This is a genomic window from Paraburkholderia ferrariae NBRC 106233 (assembly GCF_000685035.1).
Lineage (GTDB): Bacteria > Pseudomonadota > Gammaproteobacteria > Burkholderiales > Burkholderiaceae > Paraburkholderia > Paraburkholderia ferrariae.
Genome location: NZ_BAYB01000002.1, coordinates 286019 through 309073 on the forward strand (window position 1 = coordinate 286019; position 23055 = coordinate 309073).

19 protein-coding genes are annotated in these 23055 nt (G+C 64.4%); 16 read left to right on the forward strand and 3 right to left on the reverse strand.

The annotated features are described in order from the left end of the window. Positions 1-48 precede the first annotated feature (48 nt). From BFE01S_RS01595 to BFE01S_RS01650, 12 genes are all read left to right on the forward strand, one after another. Complete coding sequence (locus tag BFE01S_RS01595) at positions 49-1371, forward strand: NAD(P)/FAD-dependent oxidoreductase (RefSeq protein ID WP_028224081.1); 1323 nt, start codon at positions 49-51, stop codon at positions 1369-1371. Further along, positions 1368-2927: an NAD-dependent succinate-semialdehyde dehydrogenase gene (locus BFE01S_RS01600; protein WP_407668170.1), complete on the forward strand. Its 1560-nt coding sequence runs from the start codon at positions 1368-1370 to the stop codon at positions 2925-2927. The genes BFE01S_RS01595 and BFE01S_RS01600 overlap by 4 nt, the downstream gene beginning before the upstream one ends. Before the next feature lie 53 nt (positions 2928-2980). Next, on the forward strand, positions 2981-3661 hold the full coding sequence (locus BFE01S_RS01605) for a cupin domain-containing protein (protein WP_084169442.1): 681 nt from the start codon (positions 2981-2983) through the stop codon (positions 3659-3661). Between the two features lie 105 nt (positions 3662-3766). Continuing rightward, the gene (locus tag BFE01S_RS01610) at positions 3767-5095 is read left to right on the forward strand and encodes an NAD(P)/FAD-dependent oxidoreductase (protein ID WP_028224084.1); all 1329 of its coding nucleotides are present in this window, start codon (positions 3767-3769) and stop codon (positions 5093-5095) included. A gap of 65 nt (positions 5096-5160) precedes the next feature. Then, a complete protein-coding gene (locus BFE01S_RS37010; RefSeq protein WP_245621003.1) occupies positions 5161-5463 on the forward strand; it encodes a hypothetical protein in 303 nt (100 codons plus the stop codon). A 752-nt stretch (positions 5464-6215) separates the two neighbouring features. Beyond that, complete coding sequence (locus BFE01S_RS37015; protein WP_052420756.1) at positions 6216-7937, forward strand: OmpA family protein; 1722 nt, start codon at positions 6216-6218, stop codon at positions 7935-7937. 6 nt (positions 7938-7943) lie between these two features. After that, entirely contained in the window at positions 7944-9662 is a 1719-nt protein-coding gene (locus BFE01S_RS01625; protein WP_028224085.1) for a hypothetical protein, read from the forward strand. Positions 9663-9678: 16 nt separating this feature from the next. Next, a complete protein-coding gene (locus tag BFE01S_RS01630) occupies positions 9679-10542 on the forward strand; it encodes a hypothetical protein (protein WP_028224086.1) in 864 nt (287 codons plus the stop codon). A 117-nt stretch (positions 10543-10659) separates the two neighbouring features. Then, on the forward strand, positions 10660-11487 hold the full coding sequence (locus tag BFE01S_RS01635) for a thioredoxin fold domain-containing protein (protein WP_028224087.1): 828 nt from the start codon (positions 10660-10662) through the stop codon (positions 11485-11487). Continuing rightward, complete coding sequence (locus BFE01S_RS01640; protein ID WP_028224088.1) at positions 11484-12887, forward strand: caspase family protein; 1404 nt, start codon at positions 11484-11486, stop codon at positions 12885-12887. The genes BFE01S_RS01635 and BFE01S_RS01640 overlap by 4 nt, the downstream gene beginning before the upstream one ends. Continuing rightward, positions 12884-13312 (forward strand): hypothetical protein, encoded by a 429-nt coding sequence (locus BFE01S_RS01645; protein WP_156966865.1) that lies wholly within the window; start codon positions 12884-12886, stop codon positions 13310-13312. The genes BFE01S_RS01640 and BFE01S_RS01645 overlap by 4 nt, the downstream gene beginning before the upstream one ends. Next, positions 13309-14961, forward strand: coding sequence for a SulP family inorganic anion transporter (locus BFE01S_RS01650; RefSeq protein ID WP_028224090.1), 1653 nt, complete (start codon positions 13309-13311; stop codon positions 14959-14961). Before BFE01S_RS01645 ends, BFE01S_RS01650 begins: the two co-directional genes overlap by 4 nt. A gap of 21 nt (positions 14962-14982) precedes the next feature. Here BFE01S_RS01650 and BFE01S_RS01655 read toward each other — a convergent pair whose 3' ends face one another. The 3 genes from BFE01S_RS01655 to BFE01S_RS01665 form a co-directional block, all read right to left on the reverse strand. After that, on the reverse strand, positions 14983-15729 hold the full coding sequence (locus tag BFE01S_RS01655; RefSeq protein ID WP_052420757.1) for a hypothetical protein: 747 nt from the start codon (positions 15727-15729) through the stop codon (positions 14983-14985). A 66-nt stretch (positions 15730-15795) separates the two neighbouring features. Continuing rightward, entirely contained in the window at positions 15796-16734 is a 939-nt protein-coding gene (locus BFE01S_RS01660; protein WP_028224092.1) for a hypothetical protein, read from the reverse strand. Positions 16735-16824: 90 nt separating this feature from the next. Then, the gene (locus BFE01S_RS01665; RefSeq protein ID WP_028224093.1) at positions 16825-18129 is read right to left on the reverse strand and encodes a hypothetical protein; all 1305 of its coding nucleotides are present in this window, start codon (positions 18127-18129) and stop codon (positions 16825-16827) included. A 345-nt stretch (positions 18130-18474) separates the two neighbouring features. Here BFE01S_RS01665 and BFE01S_RS01670 point away from each other — a divergent pair, with 345 nt between their 5' ends. The 4 genes from BFE01S_RS01670 to BFE01S_RS01685 all read left to right on the forward strand — a co-directional run bounded on the left by BFE01S_RS01670 (position 18475) and on the right by BFE01S_RS01685 (position 22996). Further along, a complete protein-coding gene (locus BFE01S_RS01670) occupies positions 18475-19134 on the forward strand; it encodes an RNA polymerase sigma factor (protein ID WP_028224094.1) in 660 nt (219 codons plus the stop codon). Next, on the forward strand, positions 19131-19832 hold the full coding sequence (locus BFE01S_RS01675) for an anti-sigma factor family protein (RefSeq protein WP_028224095.1): 702 nt from the start codon (positions 19131-19133) through the stop codon (positions 19830-19832). The genes BFE01S_RS01670 and BFE01S_RS01675 overlap by 4 nt, the downstream gene beginning before the upstream one ends. Beyond that, complete coding sequence (locus BFE01S_RS01680; protein ID WP_084169444.1) at positions 19829-21229, forward strand: caspase family protein; 1401 nt, start codon at positions 19829-19831, stop codon at positions 21227-21229. The genes BFE01S_RS01675 and BFE01S_RS01680 overlap by 4 nt, the downstream gene beginning before the upstream one ends. Before the next feature lie 213 nt (positions 21230-21442). Then, complete coding sequence (locus BFE01S_RS01685; RefSeq protein ID WP_028224097.1) at positions 21443-22996, forward strand: phospholipase D family protein; 1554 nt, start codon at positions 21443-21445, stop codon at positions 22994-22996. Positions 22997-23055: the final 59 nt, after the last annotated feature.

Consider the following 23055-nt stretch of genomic DNA (forward strand, 5'->3'; position numbering starts at 1 on the left):
GCAAGCGGGCTCCAGCACCGCGTTCCGGGTAACTTTCGTGAGGCAAACGTGCCGAATATTTTCTCTCCCGACTTCAGCGAAACGCCCTACTGGTGGAAAGACTGGCGTCCACACGACGACAGCCTCTCCGACGTGCCGAAGGAGACGGATGTTGCAGTCATTGGGGCCGGATATGCGGGGCTGTCCTGCGCGATCGAGTTGCGCAAGGCCGGCCTCGACGTCGTTGTGCTGGAAGCGGAACTGCCCGGATCGGGGGCGAGCACTGTGAGCGGAGGGCAGACTTCAGGAGGCGCCAACGTCGGCAAAAAGCCGACCGGCCGGAAGCTCGACTCAGCTTCTGGCTCCGGCCGCGAAATCGCGCTACTGCAGGAAGCATCGGACGGCTACCGGACCTTCGAGCGACTGGTGCACGATCACAAGATCGACTGCCACTACCAGCGCAGTGGCAGAATCGTTGCCGCATGGACTCACGAGCATCTTGAGCAATGGAAGGTGAAGCTCGACAAGCTCAACCGGCACACCTGCACCGATGGCCATGTCATGTCGACTCCGGAGCTGCGCGCGGAACTCGACACCTTGATCTACGCGGGCGGTATCCTGCTGAAGTACGCCGGCCAGGTGCATCCTTCGCTTTACTTTGCAGGCCTGTTGACGGTGGCGAGATCGATCGGGGCGGCGGTCTGCTCGCGTGCTGCCGTCGCACGGATCACGAGGCAAGGTGCGGCCTTTTTGCTCGCGACCAGCCGCGGCTCGATAGTGGCCCGGCGCGTGGTGATCACGACAAACGGATATACCGGCGAGTTCATGCCCGATCTTCAGCGGCGCGTGATACCCGTCACCTCCCACCAGATCGCCACCGAAGAGCTTCCCGAAGACCTGCGCCGGAGTCTCATCCCGAACAATCGGGTCGTTGCGGAAACCAAACGTATTTCGAACTACTACCGAATGTCTCCAGATGGCAAGCGGATGCTGTTCGGCGGAAGGGCAAGATTTTTCAGGCTGAACCCGCGCGAGTCGGCCGCCATCCTGCGTGCCCAACTCGTGGCACGTTTCCCGCAGTTGCGCGACGTGAAGATCGCGTACAGCTGGGGCGGGCTTGTTGCCCTGACCTTCGATTTCCTGCCACACATCAATCGCACCGAAGGAGTCTATTACGCCCTCGGCTGCAATGGCAGCGGTGTCACCATGATGACCCATCTGGGACACAAGACTGCCCGGATCCTGATCGAGGACGCCGGCCTTGAGACCAGTGCCTATGGAGTCCCGCTCCCCTCGAACAGGCTATACCGCGGAAAGCCGTGGTTCATGCCGGCAGTTGGAACCTACTATCAGGTCCGTGACGTGATTGACAAGGCAAAGGATCGCGCATGAACCTGCAAGGGTCCGGCTTCATCGAGGCAGACTGCCTGGCGCCGATTTCGCTGAAGCATCCTGCGCTGTGGCGAAGCGCCTGCTACGCAAACGGGAAGTGGGTGGAACCCGGCACGGGCAGCCGGGTCCCGGTCACCAACCCCGCCAACGGGAAGGTCATCGGAACCGTCGGCTACCTGGAGCGCGAAGATCTGTCGCGGATTGTCGATGCCGCGTACTCGGCTTTCGCCGGTTGGCGATGGGTGCCCGTGAACGAGCGCAGCAGATTGCTGCGGCGCTGGGCCGAGTTGATCCTGCAGCATCGTGACGATCTCGCAGCGATCATGTCGCTGGAACAAGGCAAGCCGCTGGCGGAATCGCTGGACGAAATCGACTATGGCGCAAGTTTCGTTTCGTGGTTTGCAGAAGACGCGAAGCGCCTTAACGGCCGTACCATACCCTCGCACCTGCCGGACAGCCATCTGTCGACAATGATCGAGCCGGCTGGCGTCGCCGTGCTTTTCACGCCGTGGAACGCTCCTAGTGCCATGATCGCCCGAAAGGTCGCGCCTGCCCTCGCGGCAGGGTGCACCGCAGTGGTCAAACCGGCGCAGGAAACCCCGTTTTCAGCGTTTGCACTGGCTTACCTCGCGGAGCTCGCCGGCATTCCCGACGGCGTGTTCAACGTTGTGCTCGGCGAGCCGGATCTCGCCATGCGTACACTGGTCTCTCACCCGAACGTGCGCAGTGTCAGCTTCACCGGCTCGACGCGGGTAGGCAAGCTGGTGCTGCAGGCCTGCGCGGCCGCGGGAATCAGGAAGATCGCACTCGAACTGGGCGGCAACGCACCCATGATCGTGATGGCCGATGCCGATCTGGAACTCGCGACCGACATCGCCCTCTCCGTCAAGTTTGCGGTGTCCGGTCAGAACTGCATCGCAGCTAACCGGATATTTGTCGAGCGCCCCGTGTATCACGCATTCCTTGCGCTCTATACGACCAAGGCCGCCAGTCTCGTTGTCGGCCCCGGCCTCGATCCCGCGACGAACCTTGGACCATTGACCCGGACGGCGAATCTGCGCGATTCGCTCGAACGTATCGACGACGCCGTCGGCAAAGGTGCGCGGATCATGCTGGGCGGCACGCGTCACCCTCTGGGCGGCAACTTCCTCGCGCCGACGATACTCGCGGATGTCACGCCCGATATGCGGGTCTGCTGCGAAGAGAATTTCGCACCGGTATCCGGCGTTGCCGCGTTCGACACGTTGCCGGAGGTGATTTGCCTGTCGAATGCCACCGAATACGGTCTCGCGGCCTATGTGTGCGCGTCGAGCGTGGCCACCATCATGCATCTCGTTCACCGCCTGGAGTTCGGCATGGTGGCGGTCAATTCCGCGACGTTCACCGGCGCACCGATCCCCTTTGGCGGCGGCAAGGCTTCCGGTCTGGGACGTGAAGGGGGAATGGAAGGGTTCGAACCGTTCGTCGAAACCAAGTACGTGTGCTTTGGAAATCTCGGGCTACCTCGTACTGAAGTGCCGGAGGCACTTGCATCAGGGAGAATGGACAGCGCGTGATAACGTCCTGCAACCAATCGTGAAATACATTGCGGATATCCGAACTACACGTTATGACCATATTTAAGCAACGTTCATCCAACAGGGCGCGCACTCGCGCCAAAGGAACACCTGCCGCGGTCTTGCGTGATTCCGCCGCGATGGCCGCAGCACAGCCGCCGGCTCATTCGACCTTTGGGGAAAAGCTGCGCTTCTATCGCGAATCACGCAACCTGAGCCTGAAGGAACTGGCAGGGAAAGCCGGCATTTCGGTCGGCATACTGAGCCAGGTCGAGCGAGGCATCAATAGTCCATCGCTTCGGACACTGTCCAAGGTTCGGACTGCGCTGGGGTTACCCAGCAGCTTCTTTTTCGACGACGATCATCCGCCTGTCACCGGATCGGACGAACCCGACTTCATCTGCCGGGTTGCCGATCGTCCCCAGCTCTTTCTCGGCCCCGGTGCGCCGCACAAGGAACTGCTCCATCACGGCACGCCGCGCGTGTTCGAATTCATGACCATCGAATTGCCGCCAAATTATGAGTCAGGCACGTCGAGCTATCCGTCCGAGAAGGGCGGATACGTGCTCGAGGGGACGGTGATCATGACGGTGGGGGACAAGACAGTCACCTTGCACCCAGGCGACAGTTTTCTTTTTGACGGAATCAAGCCACACACGTTGCTGAACCCCACGGACAAGGTCTCGAAGCTTCTCTGGATTATCGCCAAGTTGCCGAACGATCTTCTCCTGTGACGACTATGGGTCAACCAGTAGCGCTGCCGCGTGACCTCATCGTCACCACTTGCGAACGACCACGCGCCAACGCTCTTTCATTGCGACAATCAGGTAAAGCAACCGATGCTCAAGATCGACGAAGTTGAAGACAGCAAGGAATTCACTGCTCAATGCGATGTCGTTGTGATCGGCGGCGGCATCGTCGGCGTATGCGCCACCTACGAACTCGCGCGGCGCGGTGTTTCGGTTGTCCTGATCGAGAAGGGAGTCGTCGGCGCGGAGCAGTCCGGGCGCAACTGGGGGTGGGTGCGTCAGCAGAATCGTGACATCCATGAGTTGCCGCTTGCGATGCGAAGCCTCAGACGCTGGAACGAATTCGACGAGGAACTCGGCGAGGATGTCGGGTTCCGGAAGACAGGCATTCTGTATGGCACCGAGCATCAAGCAGATGTCGCCCGATGGGAGGCGTGGCTAGTCAAAGCGCGCGCGGTGGGTTTCGAGAGCCGGATTCTCACGGCGCGGGAGTTTCAGGCTCGCACGCCTTCCAGCAGGGCCAACTGGGCAGGGGGCGTATGGTCTGAGTCCGACGGTCGCGCCGAACCATCGAAAGCCGCGCCGGCGATCGCGAGGGCTGCCCAGAAACTCGGGGCGAAGATCTATCAAACATGTGCTGCGCGCGGTCTTGATCTGAGCGCGGGTCGCGTGTCGGGAGTCTGGACCGAACGCGGCCGTATCGATGCAAGCCGGGTCGTACTGGCGGGTGGTGCATGGAGTTCGTTGTTTTGCCGGAGTCACGGGATAGATCTTCCCACCATCAATGTGGTAGGCACCGCCTTACGCACCGCGGCGGCTCCGGCGGTCATCGAGGGATGCTTCTCGGGTCCTGACTTCGCGTTAAGACGTCGGATCGACGGCGGATACACCATTGCGGTACCAGGCTATGGCCGAATGGAGCTTGCACCGCAAAACCTGCGGTATGCGACGAAGTTCAGAAAGATGTTTCGCAGCAAACTGAACAAAAAACTCAAGGTACGGATTGGAGAAAGCTTCTTCTCCGGCCCAGAAGCACATCGAACATGGCGAGAAGATGAAGCCTCACCATTCGAGGCGACACGCGTGCTGGATCCGCGACCCGATGTCGAATGGCTTTCGCGCGCTATTCGCAATGTGGTCAAGGTGTTTCCGGAACTTTCGGGTCTGCGCATCGCGCACGCCTGGGCCGGCGCGATAGATACATCACCGGATCTCATTCCAGTCATTTCCTCCGTTCCATCGAAGCCCGGCCTCGTGATTGCAGCCGGCTTCAGTGGTCACGGGTTCGGCCTCGGACCCGGCGCGGGTCTGCTGATAAGCCAGATGGTGTTGGAAGACACGCCGGAATTCGATCTTCATCCTTTCCGGTTGCAACGGTTCAGCGACGGGTCGGAACTGGCTCAACCGGAAATGATGTAGCGCGGGAAGTGCGGTGCCGGTTTGAGGTGTGCGAAGGGCGTCCTATCATCCAGATTCAACAATGTGTGCATGAGCATGTTGATTTTCACGCAGTCTTAACCCACCGTTTTCATCTAAATCTGACTCACCCCGAGAGTGAGTGCGCTGCTGGTTTCAGCGATGATGTTGGCTTGCAGGATGAGCGCTACTTTGGCGCGCTGGTGCGCATGTTCGATCAGGCGCTGAAGGCCGTCAGCGTGCTACCTGACGGCCACCGACCGGCACTTCTTGCCCGGTTGGACGCAGTCCGTCGCATGAGCCATAACTTTGGGTACGGCGTCGGCGACACCGTGGACGAGTTGCTTGCCGAGCATGGAGCCGACGATTGATCGCGATCTCCTGGTCGCATTGCAAGCAGAGAACGCTCGCCTAATCGCACTGCTGGACGGTCCCGCTTCTCGCTGCATGGAGACTGGCTTTTTCTCGAGTTCGTATTGAACGCACTCGTCGCGATCTTCATTGTTGGCGGCCGTATGGGGCATTTCGTGTTCAAGCGTTCCAACGGAGCCTGACTTCTACGATCGGCCGCGATAAAGGCCGGGCATCCCGATTTCTTTCCCGTCTATGCGAAATGAATAAAACCGGTGCGCCCAGATACCGGCGGCGTGACGGGTTTGCCATGTCGTGCCAGAGATACAACAAAAAAACCGAACAAATTAACGCCGCGGGCGAATAGACGTGGGAGGGGGTGCTTTAGAGGAGTTTTTCCTGATACAGTTTGAGCCAATCAGAACGAAGAAATGAATCGGGGTTAGTGATGCCATCTCGCCTTGCTGGCGTAATTCCACGCCGCGTGCGGTGTAATGAATAGCCGCCAAACGTTTTACATGGATTATTAGCAGCCGTATCTGACTATATGGCCGCAGTCATTTGTGCGCTTTCCTCGGCGTGCGGTATCAACACGTCTCATGCAAATGTTGTTGCGTCCACAATTAATATAGACGATCCAATCTATCGGATAAAGACGGGGCTAAAGAACTGCGGTATCGCGCCGATATGCTTTCTGGTTGGCGGGATTTTCACCCGTGAGGCAGCGAGACCACACGCGTTGTGTCAATAGATTAAAAGACTGGATTCACCGATGAAGCGAAGCCTGGTTGTTGGCATTTCCACTACCGTTATCGCGGGATGCGCGATCAATTCTCAAACCGGGCAGCCCGAGTTTTCGGCTGCGGCCAAGGCGGAGTTCACCAGCGTCTTCGACAGCCCCGATCCTTGCTCCAACAACGACCGTAACATTGCCACGGTCCTCGGCGCGGGTGCGGGTGCGATTCTGGGTCACTACATCGGCAAGAACGTAGCGGGGACGGTCCTCGGCGCGGGGGCCGGCGGGCTCGTCGGCGCACTGGTCGGCCACGTCATGGATCAGCGGCGCTGCAACCTGTATCGCATTGCGCAGCAGTATCAGATGAAACTTGTGAGCGTGCCCATCACGGCGGCCAGTGTCGACGTGCCCGTGCCGCCCGGCGGCAAGACCGACGACACCGTCGGTCTCGACGTTCAGATGGGCAACCCCGACGATGAGTTCGTGCCGGGTACCGCCATCCTGACGCCGAAGGCTCAGGAGTACCTCGGCAAGATCGCCGAGCAGTACAACCCGAAGACGCTGCAGGCGCAGTTGGGCCCGCAGGCGCCTGCCGGGCAGGGCGGCAGCGTCGAGCAGCGACAGTTGCTGGTTGTCGGTCACACCGACGAGCGCGATGGCGTTGCGGGTGCCGATCTTGCCCGCCTGTCCGAGGCGCGTGCGCGGGCCGTGGCGGAGGTCTTCCGGCAGCATGGCGTGCCCGCGGCCAATATTTCCTATCAGGGGGCCGGCGACGCGTTGCCGATCGCCTCCAACGTCACGCAGGAGGGGCGCAGCGACAACAACCGCGTCGAACTGGTGGACGTGCCCAACGTGCCGGCGCTGAAGGCGTATGCGAGCAATCGCTCGCCGAATCCCGCCAACTTCGCTGTCGCGCAGACGGTCCCGGCGAATCAGACGGCGCTGGGTGGATTGGGTGCGCCGGGTGCATCGGGTGCGTATGCAACCGACACGGGTATCGGGACCGCGGCGCCCGATGCCGCTGCGGCCGCGAAGCCGAAGGCGGCGACTATGCCGGTTTCGAGCGCCGGCACGCAGAAGACCGCGCACGCGGCATCGGGCAACGATCAAACCGCACCGGCGGGCAGCCACGCAAGCCTGCCCGCAAAGGTCGCGGCGGCAAAGCCGCCGGCCGGCCCCGCGCAGGCCAGGGCTGCATTCGGCTTCGCCGGCGAGCCTATCGGCGCGAGCGGCTATCAGGTCAATCTCGGCGCACCGGCGGAGAAGTCTTCGATGTTCAGCTTCATCACGGCGGCCCATGCCGATACGCCCGTGATCATCGGCTCGTGCCTGCAGGACCATCCGCACGTCAGCAATCCGATTCGCTCGCTCGCCAACAATCAGCCGCTCAAGGTGGGGGACTCGATGCCGGGCCTCTATGGCCAGCCGTGGTTCGGCAATCAGGGCGACGCGGGCATTGCACTGCTGCACGTCTACGTGCCGAGTGACGGCGCCGCGCCGATCCCGCCCGTGACGGCCGAGATCTACCGGAAGGAAGGCAACGGCTATGCCGGCAAGCCGCTGGCGCGGTTCAAGGACGCGCCGGTGAATGTCTACCGCGGCAGCAGTGCGACGCTCTACCGGGTCTTCCTGAACAACGGCGCGCAGTGCGTGGATCTGCGTGTGCCCACGCGTTCGGCGAGCGCGAACGGCCTGATTGTTTATCCGTGGAACGACGAGGAATACAAGGCGCTCGTCAATTTTTCATCGAAGGGATAAGTCACCGTGCAACATTCCATTATTTCCATCCTTTCTTCGTGGCCGGTGCTCGTGGGTATTGCCATGGCGACGATCGTCACGGCGTTCGCATACTGGCTGCAGGCGGACACGTTCCGCTTCACCGCGTTCGCGTACAAGCGGCCGTGGGCGTTTCCCAACGATCATCGCGGCGAGTTTCAGCGTCTCTCGAAGGAGAGCAACGACGCGCCGGTCGATACCGGCGGTTTCGTGCCTGCCGAGCGTGCGCTCTGCAAGACGTTCAAGTCGGCCATTTCGGGTTCGCCCAACGCGGAGGTCACGGAGCGGCAGTTCGAGCGTGCGCAGAGCTACCTGAAAATCACGCAGCAGACTACTATCCGGCCGCCGTCGACGATCGCTCATATCGGCCTGTTCGTGCTGATCCTCGCGGAATCGGTGGGGACCGGCTACGTGCTGGCGCCGTTCATGTCGACCGAGATTACGCCGGCGCAGGCGAACGTGGCCGCCGGCATTCTCGCTCTCGCCGTCGCGATCGTCCTTGCGATGTTGACGCATCATACGGGCGCGGAAATGGCGAAGTTCTCGCACTACCGGAAGCATTCGGGCACCGAAGGGCACGAGGAACGCATTGGCCTGGGCGATGACCAGGGCAAGGATGCCTACTACATCGACACGGGTTCGCAAACCGTGCGCCAGAATCCGCTCGCGCGCCGCTACGCCAACCGCATCGACGATCCGGGCGTCAAGGGTCCGGTGCTGTTCGGCGCTGCGCTCGCCATGATTCTCGGGCTCATGGTTCTGATTTTCCTCATCCGTATGGGCGGAGTCGAAAGCGAGACCACGAAGCAGATCGTTTCGATGGAGACCAATGGCGTTTCGGATTCGGGCGGCTCAAGCCCGTTTGAGAGCGCCGGTGCGCCTGCGTTGCCGCCGAGCGTGGCAGCGGCCCAGCAGGAAAGCCGCAAGACCGTGGCGGAAAGCCTGGGCGGCAACTACCGGATGCAGGGCCTCTCGGCGTCGTTCATGCTGGCGCTGATCTACCTCGTGACGCAGTTCACGGCGTTCCTCATTGCGTTCAAGTCGAGCTTTAGCGGCCAGGGCGCGGCGGCCTATGCGTTCACGCGGGATCAGCCGTCCTTCGAAACGTTCCGCCGGAAGTTCCTCTCGCCGAAGATCCACAAGGCCGAAAGCCTGCTCTCGCAACTGCGCACGGCGCGTGCGAAGCGTCGTCATCGCACGGGCACCGGCACATTCGAGCAGTTCCTCACGGAAGGGGACAAGCGCGAAGAGGGCCTGCGTGAAGATCTCATCCAGAAAGCCGCGACCGAGATCGCGAGCGGCCGGACGGAGGACGATATCAAGCTGCGCCTGGAGCTCGAGTTGAAGAATGGCGGCTTTACCTCGCAGGAGCAGGGCGAACTGCTGGCGGAAGTCCGCAGGAACCGCGGCATGATCGGGGGCATTTACTCACCGGTAGCGGAGACGCCAGTGCGGCCGCGGCCGGCGCCCGAGTGGGAGACTCCCGGATCGAGTGGAGAACTCGTGCGCGAGCGTGCAAAAGCGGGTCCCGGCGCGATGGCTCAGCAGTTCCTCGCACTGAAGGATGACGTCGCTCGCAGTGCATTCCTCGAAGCCCGGTCCGAAGACCTTTCGGACAACGAATTCGAAACGCTTCGCGACGAAATCAAGCGCCGCAAGAAGCTCGCGAAATCCGCGGAAAAATACAGCGACCTGCTCGGCGACTAACTCACTCGTTGAACCCATGAAGATGCTCAAGAACCTCGCCAGGCTGCTGGCGCTCGCCTCGCTGCAGATCGCTTCCGTCGCGCATGCGGGCCTCGTGAACGACGTGCCGAGCTGCTACGGTGCGTTTCACCTGAAGGCGGCGCCGCAGCCGCCCGACCACCTCGTCTACGTGCTGATCGACCAGACGGTGCTGCTCGACCCGAATCTCCAGCAATCCGTGCTCGACAATCTCGACCGCATGATCCAGCCGGGTTCGAAATTCGTCATCGCGGAGTTCTCGGCGTTCAGCCAGGGCCATTACCTCGACGTGCTCCATACGGGCGTGGTCGAGCAGCCGCTGCCCGACGATGCCTACGGCGCGATCCCGATCCAGAAGGCGCCGCAGATCAAGGCGTGCTTTGGCCAGCAACTCGCGTTCGCGCGCAAGATGGCGGCCACCACCGCGAAACAGGTCATGCAGGCTTCGACTTCGTCGCTCAACGAATCGGAAATCATGGGCGCAGTGAGCGAAGTGGGGCTGGCGCTGCGTGCCGACCAGGCCACGAACAAAGTGCTCTTCCTCGTCAGCGACGGCCTCGAAAACTCGCGCACTACGTCGTTCTACGCGCACAACACCGTGCGCGATATCAACCCGGCCGCGGAACTCGCCAAGGCGAAGTCGAGCCAGATGTACGCCGATCTCGCCGGGGCCAAGGTCTATGTGCTGGGCGGTGCGATGATGCCGCCGGCCACGATGGGCACGCGCGCGCAACGCGACGGGTATCGCGACAGCAAGACCGTTCACGACCTGAAGACGTTCTGGCAGGGCTACTTCGACGCCTCCCATGCGCAACTTGCCGAGTTCGGCGCGCCCGCGCTCGTGACGCCGGTCTCCTACTGATCGCAAGGCGGCCCGGCTGCATCGCCCGGAGATTCGGGCGAACAAATCGAGGCCATCGGCGAATAGAGGGAGGACAGCTCCGGCTGTTCCTTCCTTTCACTACTCTGGGGAGTCCAGATGCTGTTTCGTTTTCTTGCTGCCGCGACGTGCGCGGCGCTGGTGCTTGTCGTGTCCCCCGGTGCGCGCGCCGAGATTCCGCCCGACGTGCAGGCCCGCTACGAAGCCGTGGCGAACCGTTTCGCCAATCCCGCGGGCATGAAGGCACAGCCCGATCAGGACTACGATACGTCTGCGTATCCCGGCGTCTATGAACTGCGGCTGACCGGCCGCAGCGGTGCACCTGCGCCGCTCGTCGGCATGCCGGAAATGCTGTTCGACAGCGACGCGAAGTGGATCCTGATCTTCAAGGCCCCCAACCAGACCAGCTCGCGCAATTTCGTGGATCACTGGCTGGTGGGCGACACTACGAACTGGAAAGGCTGGCAGCCGGTCTCGCTGCAGGACCCGATCAGCCAGCAGATGCTGCGCACCATTCCGATCGACAAACTGATGCATCAGGGCACCGGCGCGCCAGTTTTCATTTACTACGCTGCGCCGGATTGTCCGTACTGCAAGAAAGATCAGGCCGCGATGGAGCAGAGCCCGTTCAGCTTCGCGATCATGCCGGTGACGCTCAATCCCGCTTCGATGCCGTATGTCGCCCATCTCGCCTGCGAAGACGATCCGCTTGCGGCCTGGAACCGCCTCATGCGCACAGGGCAGGGCAGCACGCAGCCGTGCCCGCGCTTCGACGTGAAGACCTGGTGGGACATCCGCCAGCTGTTCTTCCCGAACGCGCTCACGCCTTCGTTCCTGTTCGCAGACGGCACGGTGATCCAGGGCGATGTCAACGCGGCGATGCGCAAGGCCGCGGATATGCAGGCGCGCGGCATGGTGTTCCATTGAAAGCGGCCGCGCGCAGTCTGTTCGTTTGCGCGCTGTCGCTCGCCGGCGCTGTGCTGATGCCGGCCCCGGCGCACGCGTCGGGCATCGCACCGCGGGTGGCGCTCGTGGTTGGCAATACCGACTATCGCGGCACCGACCGGCTCGTCTCGCCGTCTCCGGATGCGGAGCTGATCGCCCAGAGCCTGCGCCGCATCGGCTTCACGGTAGACCTCGAAGAGAACCGCACGCGCGCCCAGATGCTGGGCGATCTGGACACGTTTAGCCGCGCGGCCGCCCACGCATCCATCGCACTCCTCTATTATGCCGGGCACGGCTTCGAGATGGGCGGCGAGAACTATCTGATTCCCGTGGACATGCCGGTTCCCATCGGCCAGGTCTCCGAGGGCGACCTCATGCGCTTCGCGGTGCCGCTGCGCTACGTGCAAAGCACGGCGAGCCGCGGCGAACCGCGTGCGCTCGTCATGTTGCTGGATGCGTGCCGCAGTGCCGCCGTGCGCGGCGGCACGACGCCTTCGATGGCGCCGGTGGTGGCCGCGCACGGCACGCTGATCGCGTTTGCGACGCAGCCGGGCGGCGCCGCGCTCGACAGCTTTTCCGTGGGTTCGATCCGGCATCAGCACAGCCCTTTCGCGTGGTATTTGAGCCAGGCCATCGCGGGTGGCGGCGACGTCGTGGCCGCGCTCGGCAAGACCCAGGTCGACGTGGCGGCGGCGACCGGCGATGCGCAGCGCCCGTGGTTCAACAATGGGCTGGTGGGCAACCTGAAGCTGTCCGACAGCATGGCGCCCGGCCCCGATGCCAATGTTCGCCAGCCTGCTCTGGCGGCCGGCGGTTCGCGTGGTGCGGGGCCGGCTTCCATCACGCCTGAAACGTCATCGGCGGAAACCGTGCCGCCCGACGACAGTGTGCAGACTGCCGACGAGCAGGCCCTCGCGCGCCAATGGGCCGCGCAAACGTTGCGCATGCACGCGCTTTTCCTGCAGATGACCGTCAATCCGCAGATCGCGGATCAGGTTCGCCAGGCGGCACGGACAGGCGATCTGTTCTCGATGACGACGCTCGCGCTCTCGCTATTCGTCGTGCCGGACGGCATGCCGCAGGAAGAAGCCCGGGCGCGCGTCGCCGAGGGGACGATGTATCTGAACGCGGCCTCCGACCGCGATTATCCGATGGCCCAGGCTTTGCGCGCCGGCTGGATCTTTGCGCACGCAAGATTGCCTTCCGACATCGATCTCGCCACGCACTACTTCCGCGCGGCCGTCGATCACGGCTATGCGGAAAGCCTGCCGAATCTGATCGGGATACTCACCGTGACGGGCGACGGCAATCTGCCGATGTACCTCGCGAAGTATCGACGCATCTACGGCCACGACTTCGACTATTCGACGATCAAACGATGAACCCACCTACTTCAGGCATGGCGGGGCGAGCGCCGCTCGCGAGGCTGTTCGGGCGCACGGCGGCGTTCCTGAGCGACAGAAGTGCGTTCGTGCTGATGCTGTTGCTGCTCGAAGCGGGCCTCGTGCTCGGTTTCGTGCAGGCGGCGCATGATCTGCACGCGGCCGGCGCCGGGGCGCCCGCGCTCACGCGCGGGGCTGCGGCGGCGAGTTGCGCCGACGCGGCAGTCGTGTTCCAGCGCAACGCGACGGAGCAGGACATCAGCCTGTTGCTCACGCAATATGGCGCGTCGATCGTCTATGGTCCGGACGAAAACGGCGCCTACCTGGTGCGGGTGGGAGCGGCGGACTTCAAGGCGGTCGCTTTGCAGGGGCTGCACGACGCGCCTGCGGTGGCCGACATGCACATCGAGCGCATCTGCCGATGAGCCTCCCGATGTCATCGTGCCGCACGGCCGCGCGCCAGCCCTTCGATGCGCTGCGTACCGATCTCGTTCCCGCGTTCCTGCTGAGCGCTTCGTCGGCGGCCGAATACATCGGGCTCGGGGTGCAGGCGCTGGCGTCGGCACATGGCGCCCAGGCGGCCGCGATCGGAGCGCTCGTCGGCCTCATGACCACCGTGCTCGGTCTCGTGGTCGTGGCCTTCGGCGGAGGCACGCAGCCGCTCGTGTCCGGGCCGCGCATCGCCGCCACCGTGCTGATGTCGCAACTCGTCGCGCGCCTCGTTGCCCTGCCGGCGATCGGCGGCATGGGACTGTTCGGCGTGCTGTCCTGCGCGTCCATCACGGTGCTCTGCGCGGGGCTCACGCAACTCGTGCTCGCCGGTGTGCGCGGCGGCTCCATCGTGCGTATGGTGCCGGCCTCGGTGCTCTCGGGGCTGCTGTTCGGCTCAGCGATTCTGGCGGTGGCGAGCCAGGCGCAGGTGGTCACGCGCTGCACGCTGGACTGGCCGCCGACGCTCATCGTCGTGGGCGTGGGCGTCGGGATGCACTTCGCCTGGCTGGCCTGCGCACGCCGCTTCGCGCTGCCGCGCGGACTCTCGCTCTTTGCCGCGCTGCTGGGTGCGACCGCGGCCTTCTATGTCGTCGATGCGCGTGCACCCGCCGTCGCGGCATGCAGGACGTTCGGCACGGTCGGTCTCGATCTTTCGATGCTGAGCCGCATCGGCGCGTTGCAGTGGCCAAGGGTGTTTGCTCACCTCGATGCGGCGCTGCTCGCGACGCTCGCCGGATTCGGCGTCGTGGTGGGCCTCATCGCCTCGCTCGACACGCTCATTGCGGCTGGCAGCGTCGAGTCGGACAGCAACCGGCGCGCGTTGCCGAACCGCGATCTGGGCGTGCACGGCGTGGCCAACGTGCTGGCGGGCCTGGCGGGGCTGCTGCCGGTGGTCGGGTCGCTCACGCGTTCGAAACTGGCCTGGAACGCCGGCGCCCGCACCCGCTGGGTCTCCGTATTCCACGCCACGATGCTGTTGCTGCTGGTCGTTGCCGGCACGCGCCTGTTAGGACTCCTGCCCAAGCTCGCTGCGGCGGCGGTGATGATTGCAATGGCGCTGGACATGATCGACGAATGGTCGCGCCAGCTCGCGCGCCTGAGTTTTGCGGACGGCGTGCCCCGCCGCATCGTCGCGAGCGCCGCCTGGCTTTTTCTTGCCGTGGTGCTGGCTACCGTGGCAACGGGGCAGCCCGGCGAAGGCTTCGGGGTGGGGTGCGTGCTGGCGCTCTTCGGCTTGTGGCGCAAGCCGCGTGCGCTCGATGTGACGATCGTGCCGGTGGGCCAGCACCTCTGCGTGCGTGTGCGCGGCGCGTTGAACTGCTTTTCCGTCGACCGCAAGCTGGTGGGGCCGCTGCTCGCGCGCCCGGCCTCCGATGGCGGCAGTTCCGACGTCGAGCTCGACCTGCGCGAGGCATCGCATATTGACGCATCGGCATGCCGTTCGCTGCGGCAACTGGGCGCCCAGCTCGACTCGCGCGGCATTGGGCTGCGCTTCAAGGTGAGCGCTGCGCAGGGGGAGACCCGCGCAGCCTTGCTGGCGTTTTCGGTCGCACGGGGCGATGAGATCGTCAGTGTGGTTTGACGCGCGAGCGCGGCAACGCGCTCAGGATTCCACCAGCACGTGGCCCGCGCTGTCGAGCAACTGCTCGTGGACGATCTCCAGCTTGACGCGGTTGCTTGCCGGGTCGGCGTCCTGGGCGTACGCGTAAAGGCGGATCGTGAGCGGACGGAAGTGGCTGCGCATCGCCTCGATCGAGCGCGCCGTGCCTTCGTCGCCGACCTTCAGGAACGTGTAGTCGGGACCGTTCGTGTACTCGATCGTGTAGTTCGAGTTGTCGAAGAAGTACTGGTACGAGCCGGGCTGCGCGACGTTCGTGAGCTGGAAGCCCTTCTTGTTGAAGTCGTAGGCGTCGAGCGTCGCGTTCGATGTCGTCAGCACGACGTAGCGGCTGCCTTTTGCCGCCGCAATCGCACTGTCGATGCGCGGCTTGAGGGCGGTGAGCAGGTCCTGCTTCTTGAAGCTGTCCGAGGTTGTCTGGTAGTCGCGCGAATACGATTGCGCGATCTTGTCGTAGTCCACGGGCAGATTGGACAGGCCGTAGAAGAGGAACATGACGTCGTTGCCGCTGTCCACGCTGCGGTAGCTGCCCAGCGCGTAAGCAGGGTCGCCCTTGGGCAGGGCCTTGTCGGCGAGCTGCTTCTGCGCAGCGGGCGAGGCGAGGTCGGCGAGGTTGGCCGCGGGCGGTGCCGCGTTCGCGGCAGGGGGCGTGGGCGTGTCGTTCGACTTGCTGCAGGCGCTGAGGCCGGCAATGGCGGCGAAGATCGCGGCGGCGGCGAGCGATTTTTTCATGATGTGCCTTTCAGGTTTTATGTGGCGGATGGGATGCAGCGGGTTCGAGGCGGCGCGATGCGGGATTCACCGCGCGAGATAGCGCGTGATGCCGCGAAACGCGAGAAAGACGGAAGCGGCGAGCGCCACGTAGAAGCCGGGGCCGGGCGACAGCGCCTTGAGCATTTCGCCGGCCATCTCGCGGGCCATGCTGCCGGCCATCTGCGAGACTTCGTCGCCAGAACCGGCAAGCGCCCCGACCGCGGAGGAAACCTTCCAGTACAGTCCGGCGAACACGGCGACGAACAGCGCGAGCGGACTGGCGAGACCGAGCCACAGCCGTTTGGAGGCCACGAAGAACGGAGCGACGCAGAGTGCGAGCGTTGCATAGCAGAGGAATCCGTAGAATCCCGTGCTCGCCTGCCGGATGTTGCCGAGCGCGTAGAGGTTGTCGAGCGAATTGAGCGCGCGCAGGACGTCGTAGAAGCTGAGTCCGGCGTTCATTCCGGCGTCGACCTGGATCGAGACGGTGTTCAGGAAGAACCAGCCGGTCACGAGCAGGCCGAGCGCGGCGAGATTCGCGTAACCCATCTTCGCGACGATGGCCGCCACGAGGGGCGTTCCCGAGGTCTTGAGGCGATCGAACGTCTGCGTGGCGATTTCGCGCGCATCGTCCACCGCGGCCTTGACCTTTTCCTGGTTCCGGGTGGCTTCCGACACGGCGCTCACGTCGACGAGCGTGCCGTCGGGCGTGAAGCGCGCATCGACGACCATGTTGGCGGCGGGCGCAACATCGCTGCGCCAGTGGGCCTCGAGCGCGAAGAGATATTGCCGGCCCTCGGTGGAGAGCAGGCCGTCGCCCGCGGACGTGTCGCGCAGGACGCGCGCGCGACGCGTGACGAGACCCGGCGTGAGGGCGGCGGGTTGTGCAGCGGGTTGTGCGGCGGCGCGCGGCGTGCCGCAGGCGGGGCAGGTGGATTCGGCGGCGGCCAGCGCCGCGCCGCATTGGAAGCAGGAATTCGACATGTCGATCTCCGGATGATGAGTGAGGCGCGCGGCGACGCGTCCTGGTGCGTCGCCGCTTGCGGCGTGTCGTTGGAGGTACGGGCGCTGCGCTTACTGCGTGCAGGTGCCCATGACGAAGAAGCCGTTGGCGTTGACTTCGTCGAGATAGGCGATCTGCGTCGCGCCGAGCGGCAGGAACATGAGCGCGCCGGTCACGGCCTGGCTCTGGAACGTGCCGCTCCATTCGCCTGCGATCAGGCCGTTCACCGGAGCAGCGGCCAGCGTGAGCTGCGATTGCGACGCCTTCGGGTCGAAGGTCTGGTTGTAGAACAGCGGCACGGGTTGCCGGGCGCTGTTGACCGAGCCGTCCGCGTTCAGCGGCGTCAATTGCGTGCCGGCGAAGCGTTCGGTTGTCACCTGGCTCGTACCGGTCAACTGGTTGCTGTTGTCGGCCACGCCCGGTTCGGTGCACGTCCAGGTGCCGTCCATGGCGCCCGCGGCGAGCGTCTGGGTCGTCGTGAGCGCCCAGGTGCCGGTGCGGAACGTGCCGTCGCTGTTCGTGCCCGCCTGGTCGATGAAGATTGCGTTGCGGCCGTTGCTCGTGCTCACGAACGCGCGGCCGAGCAGGTTGCCGTTCATCGTGACGTCGAATGCGCCGGGGTAGAGGGTTTGGTCCGGATCCACGGCGACGGTGCCGGTGGTCGGGCTGCTGGTGCCGGACTCCTGATCGTAGTTCGCGCAACTATCCGAGTACGGTTGTCCGGAGCAGAAGCGCATCGTGCCGTCTGCGTTGATCTTGATCTGACCAGCCTCGGCATCCTGCGAGCCCTGGGGCACGCCGCCCGCCGCGTAGTTGCCGGAGAGCTTCACGAAGCTGTACGTACCGGCCAGCGCCGCCACGGTTGCGACGCCGTTGTTCGACGCCTGCACCTGGCCCTGCAGGCGCGAGCCGTCATTGGCCTTGAGGTTCGGCACGTTTTGCAGCGTGCCCGTCATGATGCCGTGATGGTTCGAATCGGTTGCGGCCTGCAGCGCGAGCTCGATGCCCGACGCGGCCGTGGCGAGCGCGGCGGGCGCACCGGTGCCCGCGCTCAGCGTGCCCGCCGTATAGGTAGTGCCGTTGGCCGAGTAGGGGCCGACGAGCGAGCCCGAGAGGCCGAACTGCGAGCTGAGGAACGTCAGCGTGAGCTGGCCGGCGGCCGGCTGGTCGAGGTCGATGCGTACCGTGTCGCCGAAGCTCACCGTGCCCACGTAGCTTTGCGCGGCGGAGAGCGGTACCGCGTTGCCCGTATTCGACGCGGCCGGCGGGTTGTTGCCCGAAGGCGTGCCGCCACCGCCGCCGCAGGCAGCCAGTGCCGCCATCAGTGCCGCGGCGAGGAGGGACATCGCGGTCTTGTTGAAGACGTTCTTATTCATGACGCATTTTCCTTGTGGACGGGATCGATGCCGGACGACCGGCAGGACGATGTCCGGTGGGCTCGGGCCTGGGAGCCTTGCTCGTGACGCTCGTCTTGTTCTTCTATTCGCCACGTTCGCGCATTTGTTCGCTTCTTTTTTTCAGGTGGTTTTTAGCGTACGGTTGCTGCGTGTGCCGCTTATAATGCTGCCCGGCGCAGCGTTTTTCGTGCATGCAGCGCTGCTGCCTGCCCCCGGACGAACCCCGTTTGTTGAATGCGCACCGATGCCTGACTTCACCGATGCCCCCGCAACCACGCGCGCTCGCACGACCATCGAAGCCGCTTTCTCCGGAGTGACAGGCTCATGACGGCGCGCGACGGTGCGCAGGACAAGGGGGGCAACCAGTCGGCCGCCCAGGCGATCGAATGCTTTGCGCTCTCGAGCCGGTTCAGGCCATTCGTCGCCGCGCTGCGGCGCAAGTTCGCCTGTCGCGTGCGCTATCGCTTCCCCTGGATCGACGACGACGATCTGGACGATGCCTGGCAGTCCGGCGTGCTGGCCGTGTTCGAGGCGAAGGGACGCGTGACGATGTCCGCGGACGACCTGGCGGACGCGGGACGTTTCGAGTTCCGCCTCGGCGCCTATCTGCTCGGCGCAGCCTACAAGCAGGCGCTCACGCGTTTGCGCGCGGCCGGCAAGAACTCGCTCAGGATGACTTCGCTCGACGTGCTGCGCGAGGACGAAGCGATGTTCGACAAGTTGCTGTTCGAACTAGGCGAAGTCGAGCCCGGACCCGAAGCGCAGATGCAGCTGGCGCGCCGGCGGCGTGCGGTGGAGCAGTGCATTGCGCGGCTCACCGAACTGGCGCGCACCACGTTCATGATGGCGCTGGGCGGCATGAAGGACATCAGCATCCAGCAGGAGACCAACGCGGGCTCGGCCGTGGCGGTGCGGCGGCGGATCTCCGAAGCGAAGTCCCGCGTGATCGAGTGCGTCGAAAAGAAGACGGGAGACCGGTCATGACTCTGGATCGGAACGATCAGCCGGGCGAGCCGGAAGACCTGCTGCTGGCCTACATGCGCGGCGAGCTGAGCCCGGCGCAGCACCGGGAGCTTGCCGCGCGCCTCGACCATGACGCGGCGTTGCGCAGCGAACTCGAAACGCTGGAAGCCGTGGCGCAGATCGCCCAGGAGGAGCGTGCCGACGCTACGGCGGATGCGTCCTTCGCGCGGCTCGAGGCCGCTCTCGGACTGGCGCAGAGGCGCTCCGAAACCCGCTCGAACGGCCCGCGCGAGCGTGCCCCGGCATCGCGCGAGCCTGTGAGCCGTCCGTGGCACGTGCGTTTTCGCGAGTGGTGGATGTCACACGGCAACGTGCTTCAACCGGCGCTGATCGCGCTCGTGCTCATACAGTCGGGTGTGATTGCACACTATCTTGGCGCGTCGCACGAGGTTGAAGGCGAGGGCGCCACGATCATGACGCGTGGCGCGCCGCTGTCGTGCGACGACGTCTGGGTGACCTTCCGGGATGGGGTAACCGAACAGCAACTGCGCAGTTGGCTGACGCTGTATGGTGCGAGCATCACGGCGGGGCCCGACGATTCCGGGCGCTATCGCATCGGCACGCACGACGCAGATTCGCGCAACGCCTTGCTTCATGGCGACGAGGCGGCGCGCCTCCTGTCCCACATCGACGTGCCGCAAGGTTGCGGGCGCAAATGATCGAAATGCGTCGCCCGGGTGCGGGATTGCGTGCGACGTCGCGTCGATGGGCGCCTCGCCGTATCGGTCGTGCGTTGCTGTGGGCAGCCGTCGCGATCGCGACGCTTTCGGGCGCCGGCACGGCGAAGGCGGCCGCCGCCAAGGTGGCGCTCGTGGTCGGCAATTCGGCGTATGAGGGTGCCGACCGGTTGCAGACACCCGTCAACGACGCACGGCTCGTAGGCGAGGCGCTGCGTGACGACGGCTTCGAAACCCATGTCGCCACCAACCTGACGCTTGAGGAATTCAAGGCCGAGGTGGCGTGGCTCGCACGGCAAAGCGAAACGGCGGGCGTCGTGCTCTTCTACTTCGCGGGTCATGGTTTCGAGTCGGGCGGCGAGAACTTTCTCGTGCCGGTGGATGCCGGGGCGCCGATTGGGGCCCTGACCCACGCGATGCTCGTCAAGCATGGGCTCAAACTCTCGGCTATTCGCGCGCTGATCCGGCACGGCCAGCCGCCCGTGACGATTTCGCTTCTCGATATCTGCCGCACGCCTTCGCGCGGCAGCGCACCGGTGACGGCGCTCAAGCGCGAGCAGGCGGCGCATGGCGAGTTGATCGCCTACTCGACCGGCGACAACAAGATTGCCTACGACTCGATGCGCACGTTCGGGCAGCCGCTCGACGACAGCCCGTTTGCGTGGTACCTCGCGATGAACTTCAAGGCGCAGGGCTTGACGCTCAAGCAGGCGCTCGAGCATACGCAGCAGCAAGTTGCGCAAGTCAGTGCCGGCGACCAGCAGCCGTGGATCGTGAGCGGGCTGGATGGCGACCTGGCGCTGGCCGATCCTGCGCCCGAGCGCGGGGCCGCATTTGCCGTGAGTCCGGGGCGCCCTGGCGCTACGCGCGGCCCGCAGCAATCGGTACGAACCGCGCGCGATGACGACGCGCGTGCCGATGCGTGGGACGATCTCGACGCCCAGATCGCCGAGGAAGCGCGCAATGCCGATACGGCGACTGTCGCGAAGCTGCGCTCGCGCGCCCGGCACGGCGATGCGGGGGCGGCGACCACGCTGGGCCTCATCGCGGAATCGAGCGGTACGAGCGCAGCCGACAAACGTAGCGCGTTCGCGTATTACCGCAAGGCGGCGGCCCAGCAATTCCCGGTGGCGCAGGCGCTACTTGGCGAGGCGTACATGAGCGGCGTGCTGGTGCCGCGCGATCTCACGAAAGCCGAACCGTTGCTCGCACAGGCCGCCGGTGCGGGCCTGACCCGTGCAAGGCTCGATTTGATGCAACTGCGCGCGCAGCGTGGACAGGGCGACAGCGCGGACGAAATGCAGTCGGCGATGAAACTGATCGTCGAGCGGCTCACGCATGCTCAAGACGCAACGGGCTCGCCGGCGCAATCTCACTAACCCGATTGCCGATATCCATTGAGACATCGGCATTGAAAATCGAAGTCCGCTGTACCGCATATCTGGAGGCGAACGAGGTTGTGCGCGACAGCGCTGCCGCGCTGTGCCGCTCGGCCCGATTCCGGCTGCTGCTCGCGGCTGTTACTCCCGTTTGTTACTCCCGTTCGTTACCCCCTTCGTTACCCCCGTTCGCTACCCTGGCGGAGCGTGAAGATGACAAAGCTACGTGGTCTCATCGCAAGCGTTTTCGTTTTCGTGCTGGCCGCGTGCGCGAGCCTGCCGCCCCAGGGCAACCGGGCACCCACCTTCGCGCTTCGAGACACGCAATCCACCCGGCTCGCCGCGATGTTCGCGCCGCAAGAGCAGAGCCATCCCGGCAACAGCGCGTTTCACCTGCTGCCGGACCCGGTCGACGCGATCGTGGCGCGCGTGGCGCTCGCGCAAATGGCCGACCGCTCGCTGGACCTGCAGTACTACATCTGGCACGACGACCTGACGGGCCGCGAACTCGCGGCGGCGCTGCTCAGGGCGGCGGACCGCGGCGTCCGTGTGCGTGTGCTGCTCGACGACCTCGGCACGAACGCCGACGATGAGGTGCTGCTCGCACTGAGCTCGCATCCGAACGTGCAGATACGGCTGTTCAACCCGGTTGCGAGCCGCCATTTCAAATCGCTCGCGACGGTGCTGGAATTTTCCCGCGTCGATCGGCGCATGCACGACAAGGCGATGATCGCGGACAACGAAGCCGCCATACTCGGCGGCCGCAATATCGGCGACGAATACTTCGGCGCATCGCGTATCGTCGCCATGGGCGACCTCGACGTGCTGATGCACGGGCCCGTCGTGCGGAGCGTTTCCAGCGCTTTCGACACGTTCTGGAACGCCGGGTCGTCGTATTCGATCGAGCAGTTGATGGGGCATCCCGCGGATCCGTCCGCGCTGGCGGACTACCGCGCAAAGCTGAACGCGTACGTGCAGTCCGAACATGACTCGCCCTATGTCGTGGAAGGCCGCCGGCGCATGGACCAGCTTCTCCGGGCCGGCGACTCCGGCTTTTCATGGGGGCAAGCCACGCTCCTGTACGACGACCCGGCCAAGGTCACGCGCGACCCGAACGATCCGCAGGGCCACTTGATGACACGGTTCGCGGCCCTGAACCTCAGGCCCGAACATGAAATGCTCATCATCTCGCCGTACTTCGTGCCGGGCAAAGAAGGCGTTGCGTGGATCCGCGAGCAGACCGCGCGCGGCGTGAAGGTGACGGTGCTGACCAATTCGCTGGCGGCCACCGACGTTATCGCGGTGAACGCGGGCTATCAGCACTATCGCGAGGATCTGCTCGCGGCGGGCGTGCGCCTCTACGAACTGAAGCCGACAGGCTCGAACAAAGGGAAGCTGCAACACGGGTTCTTCGGTTCGTCGAAGGCTTCGTTGCACGCGAAAACGTATGTCTTCGACCGGCAACGCATTTTTATCGGCTCGATGAATCTCGATCCTCGTTCGAGCCATCTCAACACGGAGATCGGCGTGCTTTGCGACTGTCCGGCGATTGCCGGCCAGGTGATCGACGACGTCGAACCGAATCTGGACCAGGTGGCCTGGCGCGTCGAGCAACGCACCGATGCGAACGGCAGGCACCGGATCGTCTGGATCGACACCGCCGAAGACGGCACGGTGACGGAGCGGGATACGGAGCCCGGGGTGTCGTTCATGCAGCGCGCGGGCATCTGGTTTTTGGGCCTGCTGCCGATAGAATCGGAGCTATGAGCGGCGGCCGCCGGCGTTATCCGGATCTTCGAAACGGCGGATAATCCAGGTACGAAATC

Coding starts and splice junctions, on each gene's coding strand:
- BFE01S_RS01630 (WP_028224086.1), top strand. CDS start 9,679: ATGAAGATGCTCAAGAACCTCGCCAGGCTGCTGGCGCTCGCCTCGCTG.
- BFE01S_RS01600 (WP_407668170.1), top strand. CDS start 1,368: ATGAACCTGCAAGGGTCCGGCTTCATCGAGGCAGACTGCCTGGCGCCG.
- BFE01S_RS01635 (WP_028224087.1), top strand. CDS start 10,660: ATGCTGTTTCGTTTTCTTGCTGCCGCGACGTGCGCGGCGCTGGTGCTT.
- BFE01S_RS01675 (WP_028224095.1), top strand. CDS start 19,131: ATGACTCTGGATCGGAACGATCAGCCGGGCGAGCCGGAAGACCTGCTG.
- BFE01S_RS01610 (WP_028224084.1), top strand. CDS start 3,767: ATGCTCAAGATCGACGAAGTTGAAGACAGCAAGGAATTCACTGCTCAA.
- BFE01S_RS01655 (WP_052420757.1), bottom strand. CDS start 15,729: ATGAAAAAATCGCTCGCCGCCGCCGCGATCTTCGCCGCCATTGCCGGC.
- BFE01S_RS01680 (WP_084169444.1), top strand. CDS start 19,829: ATGATCGAAATGCGTCGCCCGGGTGCGGGATTGCGTGCGACGTCGCGT.
- BFE01S_RS37015 (WP_052420756.1), top strand. CDS start 6,216: ATGAAGCGAAGCCTGGTTGTTGGCATTTCCACTACCGTTATCGCGGGA.
- BFE01S_RS01660 (WP_028224092.1), bottom strand. CDS start 16,734: ATGTCGAATTCCTGCTTCCAATGCGGCGCGGCGCTGGCCGCCGCCGAA.
- BFE01S_RS01685 (WP_028224097.1), top strand. CDS start 21,443: ATGACAAAGCTACGTGGTCTCATCGCAAGCGTTTTCGTTTTCGTGCTG.
- BFE01S_RS01665 (WP_028224093.1), bottom strand. CDS start 18,129: ATGAATAAGAACGTCTTCAACAAGACCGCGATGTCCCTCCTCGCCGCG.
- BFE01S_RS01670 (WP_028224094.1), top strand. CDS start 18,475: ATGACGGCGCGCGACGGTGCGCAGGACAAGGGGGGCAACCAGTCGGCC.
- BFE01S_RS01650 (WP_028224090.1), top strand. CDS start 13,309: ATGAGCCTCCCGATGTCATCGTGCCGCACGGCCGCGCGCCAGCCCTTC.
- BFE01S_RS01645 (WP_156966865.1), top strand. CDS start 12,884: ATGAACCCACCTACTTCAGGCATGGCGGGGCGAGCGCCGCTCGCGAGG.
- BFE01S_RS01605 (WP_084169442.1), top strand. CDS start 2,981: ATGACCATATTTAAGCAACGTTCATCCAACAGGGCGCGCACTCGCGCC.